At 43.2% G+C, this 7,300-nt stretch carries 6 protein-coding genes; 1 reads left to right on the top strand and 5 read right to left on the bottom strand.

The features are described from left to right. Positions 1–7 precede the first annotated feature (7 nt). The 5 genes from QAI40_RS10525 to QAI40_RS10545 all read right to left on the bottom strand — a co-directional run bounded on the left by QAI40_RS10525 (position 8) and on the right by QAI40_RS10545 (position 5,817). The gene (locus QAI40_RS10525; RefSeq protein ID WP_299981415.1) at positions 8–946 is read right to left on the bottom strand and encodes a CdaR family protein; all 939 of its coding nucleotides are present in this window, start codon (positions 944–946) and stop codon (positions 8–10) included. Further along, entirely contained in the window at positions 939–1,814 is an 876-nt protein-coding gene (gene folP, locus QAI40_RS10530) for a dihydropteroate synthase (protein ID WP_299981413.1), read from the bottom strand. The genes QAI40_RS10525 and folP overlap by 8 nt, the downstream gene beginning before the upstream one ends. A 12-nt stretch (positions 1,815–1,826) precedes the next feature. Next, the gene (ftsH, locus tag QAI40_RS10535; protein WP_299981411.1) at positions 1,827–3,791 is read right to left on the bottom strand and encodes an ATP-dependent zinc metalloprotease FtsH; all 1,965 of its coding nucleotides are present in this window, start codon (positions 3,789–3,791) and stop codon (positions 1,827–1,829) included. A 90-nt stretch (positions 3,792–3,881) separates the two neighbouring features. Continuing rightward, on the bottom strand, positions 3,882–4,994 hold the full coding sequence (gene tilS, locus QAI40_RS10540; protein ID WP_304511622.1) for a tRNA lysidine(34) synthetase TilS: 1,113 nt from the start codon (positions 4,992–4,994) through the stop codon (positions 3,882–3,884). Next, positions 4,960–5,817, bottom strand: a complete 858-nt coding sequence (locus QAI40_RS10545) for a 1,4-dihydroxy-6-naphthoate synthase (protein ID WP_299981407.1) — start codon at positions 5,815–5,817, stop codon at positions 4,960–4,962. Before QAI40_RS10545 ends, tilS begins: the two co-directional genes overlap by 35 nt. 141 nt (positions 5,818–5,958) lie before the next feature. Between QAI40_RS10545 and QAI40_RS10550 the strand changes: the two genes are divergently transcribed. Continuing rightward, entirely contained in the window at positions 5,959–7,272 is a 1,314-nt protein-coding gene (locus QAI40_RS10550) for a hypothetical protein (protein ID WP_304511623.1), read from the top strand. Positions 7,273–7,300 lie beyond the last annotated feature (28 nt).

A 7,300-nucleotide genomic window follows, 5' to 3' on the forward strand; every position in this document is an offset into this window, starting at 1 on the left:
TTCTCCTTTATTCTATTTTTACTGTAAACACTTGCGGGGCAGCCTCTGTCATCATCAGATCCACTGGTATGTTAATATATGCATGCCTGGCATATATACCCGGCTTGAGCCCTTTCAGATCAATAAATGAATAGATTTGATTCGTAATTTCCTTATTGCTTAAGGTCTCAAAGGGACCTTTAATCCGGATCGTTATTTCAGAAGGTTCAATATTGACCGCAGATGTACAATTCCATATCTGGATGGGAATATTTTCAATTGTTTTTGATACCAGCTGCTGCTGAACCGGAACGGTTGCAATAATGATGTGATCTGATGAAGAAATGATAGATGGGTTGTCCAGATCCAGAGGAATCTTTTTTTTGAAAGTTTCGTTGACATTTGTGAGATCAATGGGCTTTGTCTTTAATTCCTTGATCGAATGAATCAAGGGAGCAGCGCCAGTCAATTCAACACTGGCAGGTTCTGTGGCAGCTTCCAGTGCAATATATCCCTTGGCAGGCCTTCCTGTATAGGGAACCGATACTTTAAAGGTTTTTTTCACCTTTTTTTCAAGTTGAACGCTTAGATAAGAGGGATTAATACTCAGAATTTTTATGGCAGGGTTCATGGGAATTCGTTTTTCTTCCACAGGGATCAAATATGTACCCGGTTCAATGGAGTCGGAAGCACCTGCAGGATCGAACTCAAGATCAGTATAGAGATCCACAGGATAGCGAATATTTTCCTTGTTGATGAATTCCATCAATTTGGGGTCAGTCTGGATTCTGATTTCAATTTTATCCGTATGGAAGTAGGTCAAAACCATATTTTCCGGTACATTGGAAAAATCCACAGGAAGTAGAAGATCCGTCTCAACCGGTTCTGTGGTACAGCTGTAAAAACAAAAAGGAATAAGGATCAACAAAAAAATTAAGACATTGCAATAGAGCTTAAACTTATGCATTCCTGATCGAATCTATGATAAGGGTAAAAGGTTTAACTTTTTCAACGTCATGAACTCTGATAATATGGGCACCATTCAGGATGGAGGCTGCGGCAGCTGCCAAAGAGCCATCCTCTGTCTTTATATTATCTGGTTCAACCGGGGTTTTATTGTTTTTAATAAGGATATTCTGAATGAATGACTTTCGCGATGGTCCCATGAGAACAGGGAATCCAAGTGCGGTAATCTTTTCAAGATGATTGATGAGGACAAGGTTATGTTCAACGGTTTTGCCGAAACCGATTCCAGGATCAAGGATGATACGTTTTTTTTGTATCCCTTTTTTCATGGCATATGCTACTCTTGACTCAAAATAGTTTGTGATTTCAAGCATCAAATCATCATAATCGGGACTCACCTGCATGGTTTCGGGGGTTCCCTTCATGTGCATCAGCACAACAGGCACATCCCTCTGGGCGGCAAGGTCAGCCATGGCAGGATCTTTTTCAAAAGCAGAGATATCATTGATGATGGCAGCGCCTGCATTGAGCGCCTCTTTTGCAACAACGGATTTCACCGTATCAATGGAAATGGGCACATCAATTTGTTTTGACAGGTTTTCAATAATGGGTATGATCCGGTCAAGCTCTTCTTGTTCCGAAACCGGTGTTGCAAAGGGCCTTGTTGATTCACCGCCAATATCAAGGATATGCGCTCCGTCATCCGCAAGCTTGATACCCTGGCTTACTGCTGTTTCAAAGGTGTTGAATTTTCCGCCGTCGGAAAAGGAATCCGGAGTTGCATTTAAAATTCCCATAATGCAGGTTTGGGGACCTAACTCAAGGCGGAATCTGTCAAATTCAAGTGTGAATGGCAGAACAATGCTCATCTATTCAGATTCCTATGTCTTTGTCTCGTCTGAATCTGAAGCCTGGGTATCAGTATTTTCGGCTTCATCAACAGTCTCAATGTTGTCCTTGTCGTTTCCTTCGAATTTGTTTTGATCTTCGGGTTCAGCTGAATGTTTCGGCTGTGTATATACGTTCTTTTTGCCGAAAAAATCAAAATCAGGTCGAATGGATGCAATCAGGTCATCGAGTTCCGGTCCCATAACCGTCTCTTTTTCAATGAGCAGATCAGTTAATGCGTGAAGTATCTCAATGTTTTCTTCAAGGACTGTTTTTGCCGCCTGGTATGCCCGGTCAATGATCAAAGCAACTTCAGCATCAATTTTTCTGGCCGTATCTTCTGAATAGACTTTGGCCTGGGTCATTTCACGACCGATGAAAATATTATTCTCATGGTTTTCATAGGAAAGGAGAGCCAGGTTATCGCTCATGCCGAAAGTTCTGACCATCCTGTTGGCAAGTTCGGTGGCCTGTTTGATGTCATTGGATGCACCCGTACTGATTCGTTTGAAAATGAGCTCTTCAGCCACACGGCCGCCAAAGGCAATGGCAAGTTCATTTTCAAGCTGATCTTTATACTTGAAGTCCCCTTCTTCGGGAAGGAACCAGGTAACCCCGGCAGCCCGTCCCCTGGGAATAATGGTAATCTTGTTGACGGTATCCGTATATGGCAGGAATCTTGCCACAATGGCATGACCGCCTTCATGATAAGCAGTTGTTTTCTTTTCTTCTTCCTTTATTACCTTGGACTTTCTTTCAAGCCCCATGTAAACCTTGTCTTTTGAATCTTCAAAATCTTTCATGGCTATTTTTTCATGGCCATTCTTGGCTGCCAGAAGTGCTGCTTCATTCACAAGGTTTTCAAGATCAGCACCGGAAAATCCAGGGGTTCCCTTTGCCAGAATCATCGGATCAACATCATTGGCCAGGGGCGTTTTTTTCATGTGAACCCTTAAAATACCTTCACGGCCTTTAATATCCGGCATGTCCACCAAGACCTGGCGGTCAAACCGGCCGGGGCGAAGCAGGGCAGGATCAAGAACGTCCGGCCGGTTGGTGGCGGCCATGAGTATAACGCCCTCATTGGATTCAAACCCGTCCATTTCAACAAGAAGCTGGTTCAGGGTCTGTTCTCTTTCATCATGTCCTCCGCCCAGACCCGCACCTCTTTGACGTCCGACTGCATCAATCTCATCGATAAATATAATACAGGGTGCGTTTTTTTTGCCCTGGGCAAAAAGATCTCTCACCCTTGAAGCACCGACACCCACAAACATTTCAACAAAATCAGACCCGCTAATGGTAAAAAACGGTACTCCGGCCTCACCGGCAACAGCCCTTGATAAAAGGGTCTTTCCAGTTCCGGGATTCCCCACCAACAACACACCTTTGGGAATACGTCCGCCAAGCCGCGTATATTTTTCAGGATTTCTTAAAAAATCAACTATCTCGGCCAATTCTTCTTTGGCTTCATCAATTCCCTGGACATTGGCAAAGGTGACTTTTTCTCCCTTGTCATCCAACAGCCTTGCACGACTTTTCCCGAAAGACATTGCTTTTCCGCCACCAGCACCGCCCTGCATCTGGCGCATAAAAAAGATCCACACACCGATGAGGACAATCATGGGCAGCCAGGATACGATGATGGACATAAACCAGGAGTTTTCAGTCGGGGGTTTGGCTTGTATAGCAACGTCGTTGGAACGCAGGAAAGTGATCAGTTCTCCGTCTTCCGGTGCAAAACTTTTATATTTGTCACCACGTTCATCAGTTAAATACAGGTCCTGTCCCTGGATCACTACACTCTTGATACGTCCGTCTTCAACCATTGCAAGGAATTCTGAATATCCGACCTCCACCTGCCCCCCGACCTGTTGCTGATTGAAGATATTGTAGAGCATGACCATCATCAGAACAATTACCAGCCACAGGGAAATATTTTTATAAAATTGATTCAAGGTTTTTCCTTTCTTTATTCTTATTCAAAACTACCTAATATATAAACATGAAATTTGAATATACAAGAAAAAGTTTTAGCTTTCTCTGCCTTATTTTTTCTTTGCCATCTGTCTTAATTGTTTCTCTTTTTTTCCGATTTCCCGCAAAGTCTCATCTTCTTTTTTGATCGTAATGATATCCTTGTCCTTGTAGACTCTGATTTGGCCGGGCAGGTCCAGGCTGAAGCCTGAAGGCTTATTAAAACAAAAGTCAACAATATCATTTATATGGGCAAGAGAGATACGCTTTAAATCTTTTTTGACTGTTTTGATCGCCTTTCTCAACACCCGGTTTAAAAGAGCCGGGTGAAGGTTTGACATCAAGGTTTTTGAAAATGTAAGGAGTGAATCTTCTGTTTTGATCAGACATCTGTTAAATTGTATTTTAGTTTCAGAATCCCAAAACGCTTCTTCCTGTCTTAATATATTGCTCAACCTGTCCAGAGCATCAACAATTTCGGGATTGTATTCCGACTGAAGATGAGGAAACAGTTCGTGCCTGATTTTATTTCTTAAATATATCATATTCTGATTTGAAGAATCAAAGACGTAGGTTTGTTTTTTAAGCTTTAAAAAATCAAGGACCTGGTTTTTAGACACCCGGATCAAGGGTCTGATATATCTGCCGCCCCTTATAGGCGGGATTCCTGAAAGCCCTTTGGGACCGGCCCCCCGTAAGAGATTCATTAATACCAGTTCGGCATTATCGTCCTTGTTGTGACCCAAGGCAATTTTTGTGTATCCATGGTTTTTTGCAATAAGTTCAAAAAACCGATACCTGGCTTCCCGGCCGGCCTCTTCAACGGATAACCGATGCTTTTTTGCATAAATCGTTACATTTTTTTGTCCTTCATGGAACGGCAGACTCAGCTTATGGGCAAGCTCTTTGACAAAGGTCGCATCTCTTAAGGATTCTTCTCCCCGAAGCATATGGTTCAGGTGGGCAACACCTATTTTTATGGTATATTTTTCCTTAAGGGCCAACAGGGCCAACACCAAGGCAACAGAATCCGGGCCGCCGGATACCGCCACCAGGATCGTATCCTTATTTTCAAGCATCCCAAAGTCTGTAATGGTTTTGGCAATGGTTTTGGCAAAGCCTTTTTGTATATATTTTTTGTCGTTCATATCAGCAGGCAAACAGAGAATTTTCGGATTTTTCAATTAATCCTGAAGCCCAGGATTTTCTAAAAAATGTGGTAATGGCAGTCTCTCCTTTATCCCCGATATCTTTTGAAAAATCATTTACATAGAGCCTGATATGCTGTTGGATCACATTTTCATCCAGTTCCTGGGCATAATTTTGGATATAATCATAGGCCATGTCAGGGTTTGAAAATGCATGGTCAAGGCTTTGCCTGATCAGTTGCTGGATGTCACAGGCGACCGCAGGATCAATATCGCGCTTAATGGCTATACAGCCCAATGGAATGGGCAGGGATGTTTTGTCTTCCCACCATTGGCCAAGATCTGTTTTCAATTCAAGCCCCATGGTTTGATAGATAAACCGTCCTTCGTGAATAATCACACCAAAGTCTGCCCTTTTTTCAATCACAGCCGGCATAACTTTTTCAAATGGCATGGGAATGATGTCTGTATCCATACCGGAAAAGAGATCGTCCATGTAAAACCTGAAAAGATGGTAAGCGGTTGTCCCAAGACCCGGCACGGCAATTATCGGTTTGCTTTTGTCATCTATGGATCGCCCTGGAAGGCAGATAATCAGCGGGCCGCAGCCCATTCCCAGGGCAGATCCGGTCCGTAACAGGGCATATTTATCCGAAAGGCTTCCAAATGCAGCAAAAGACAGCTTGGTAATATCATATGCGCCTTTGGCAGCATTCTGGTTCAGGGTTTCCACATCCTCAAGCACAATGTCAAAGGCATATCCGTGAAGGTCAATCAACTGCCTGGCAATGGCCTTAAAAATAAAGGTGTCATTGGGGCAGCTCGAATATGCCAGGCTGTATGTTTGATTTGGTTTCATCTCTTTATTATTATCAAAGGGGGAGGTATAAAAGCAATTTGATTTTTAATATTCTATAACTTTACTTTTATCCTGCCATGCTTATCATTTTTCAATGTTGGAGTGAACAAAAAAAGGCATGTCAGGAGTAGGAACAAGCTCATGAAAAACGGCAGTTCGGTAAGTTTATCAACGGTTCAGACAAATTCAAATTCCAAGGAGCTTGACAGGATCATTGTCAAAGGAGCCAAAGAACATAACCTTAAAGATATTGATATAGAAATTCCCAAGAAAAAGATGGTTGTCTTTACCGGGGTGTCAGGCTCAGGCAAATCAAGCCTTGCCTTTGATACGATTTTTGCCGAAGGCCAGCGCAGATATGTTGAATCCCTTTCCTCCTATGCCAGACAGTTCATCGGTCAGATGGAAAAACCAAAATATGACACGATCAGAGGACTTTCCCCCACCATTGCCATTGAACAGAAAGCTGCCAGCAAGAATCCCAGATCCACTGTGGGAACCATTACTGAAATTTCTGATTATCTGCGGGTATTGTTTGCCCGGGCTGGAACCCAGTATTGTTATAAATGCGGGAAAAAAGTAGGCCGGGGGCATGCCCAGAGCATGGTATCCCAGATCCTGTCCCTGCCTGAAGCCTCAAAGATTCTGATCCTTTCCCCTATCGTGGAAAACCGGAAGGGAGAGCACAAAGAAAGACTTGAGGATCTGAAAAAACAAGGATATGCCAGGGTCAGGGTTGATGGGGTTGTACAGGAGCTCGAAAACGTTCAGACCCTTGCTAAAAACAAGAAGCACCACATAGAAGTTGTGGTGGACCGCCTGGCAGTAAAAAATGACACAAAGTTTGAAAAACGCCTGACCGACTCCGTGGAAACTGCCCTTAAATTAGGAAACGGGCAGATAATTGTCCATATGCTGGGCAGAGAAGATTTGAAAATGAGTGAGGAGCGATCCTGTTGCGGTATTGCATATCCGGAACTGATCCCGCAGATTTTTTCTTTTAATTCACCTTTGGGCATGTGCCCGGACTGCAATGGTATTGGAACGCTTTTGTCCATGGATGTTAACAAGATTGTGCCGGACGGGGATTTAAGTATTCGGCAGGGTGCTGTCATCCCGTGGAAAAATTATTTTATTAAAAAATCGCGGTATCAAAATAACAATTCCTGGGGAATGAGTCAGCTTACGGCCATGGAAAAACAATGGAGCATTAACTTTGACATTCCCTGGAAAAAATTACCTCAAAAAGATAAAGACCTTCTTTTGTACGGTTCCAAACATAAAGAGATGACCGTAAACTGGAACTCAGCCAAGATCCATGGAGAATTCACCAGAACCCATGAACTCGTGTTCGACAGCTGTAGATACACAAAACTGGAAAAGCCCTGCCAGTCAAGGGATACAGCTATCCACTCAAAATGGCGTAGTGCCTACAAAATCAGGGGGTGGATTTGATGGATTTTATCTTTTGAGGAAGCGGTAT

It is taken from the genome of Desulfobacula sp. (assembly GCF_030611305.1).
Lineage (GTDB): Bacteria > Desulfobacterota > Desulfobacteria > Desulfobacterales > Desulfobacteraceae > Desulfobacula.

Excerpts from the sequence above, each read along its gene's own strand:
- QAI40_RS10525 (WP_299981415.1), bottom strand. The coding sequence starts at position 946 with ATGCATAAGTTTAAGCTCTATTGCAATGTCTTAATTTTTTTGTTGATC.
- folP (WP_299981413.1), bottom strand. The coding sequence starts at position 1,814 with ATGAGCATTGTTCTGCCATTCACACTTGAATTTGACAGATTCCGCCTT.
- QAI40_RS10545 (WP_299981407.1), bottom strand. The coding sequence starts at position 5,817 with ATGAAACCAAATCAAACATACAGCCTGGCATATTCGAGCTGCCCCAAT.
- QAI40_RS10550 (WP_304511623.1), top strand. The coding sequence starts at position 5,959 with ATGAAAAACGGCAGTTCGGTAAGTTTATCAACGGTTCAGACAAATTCA.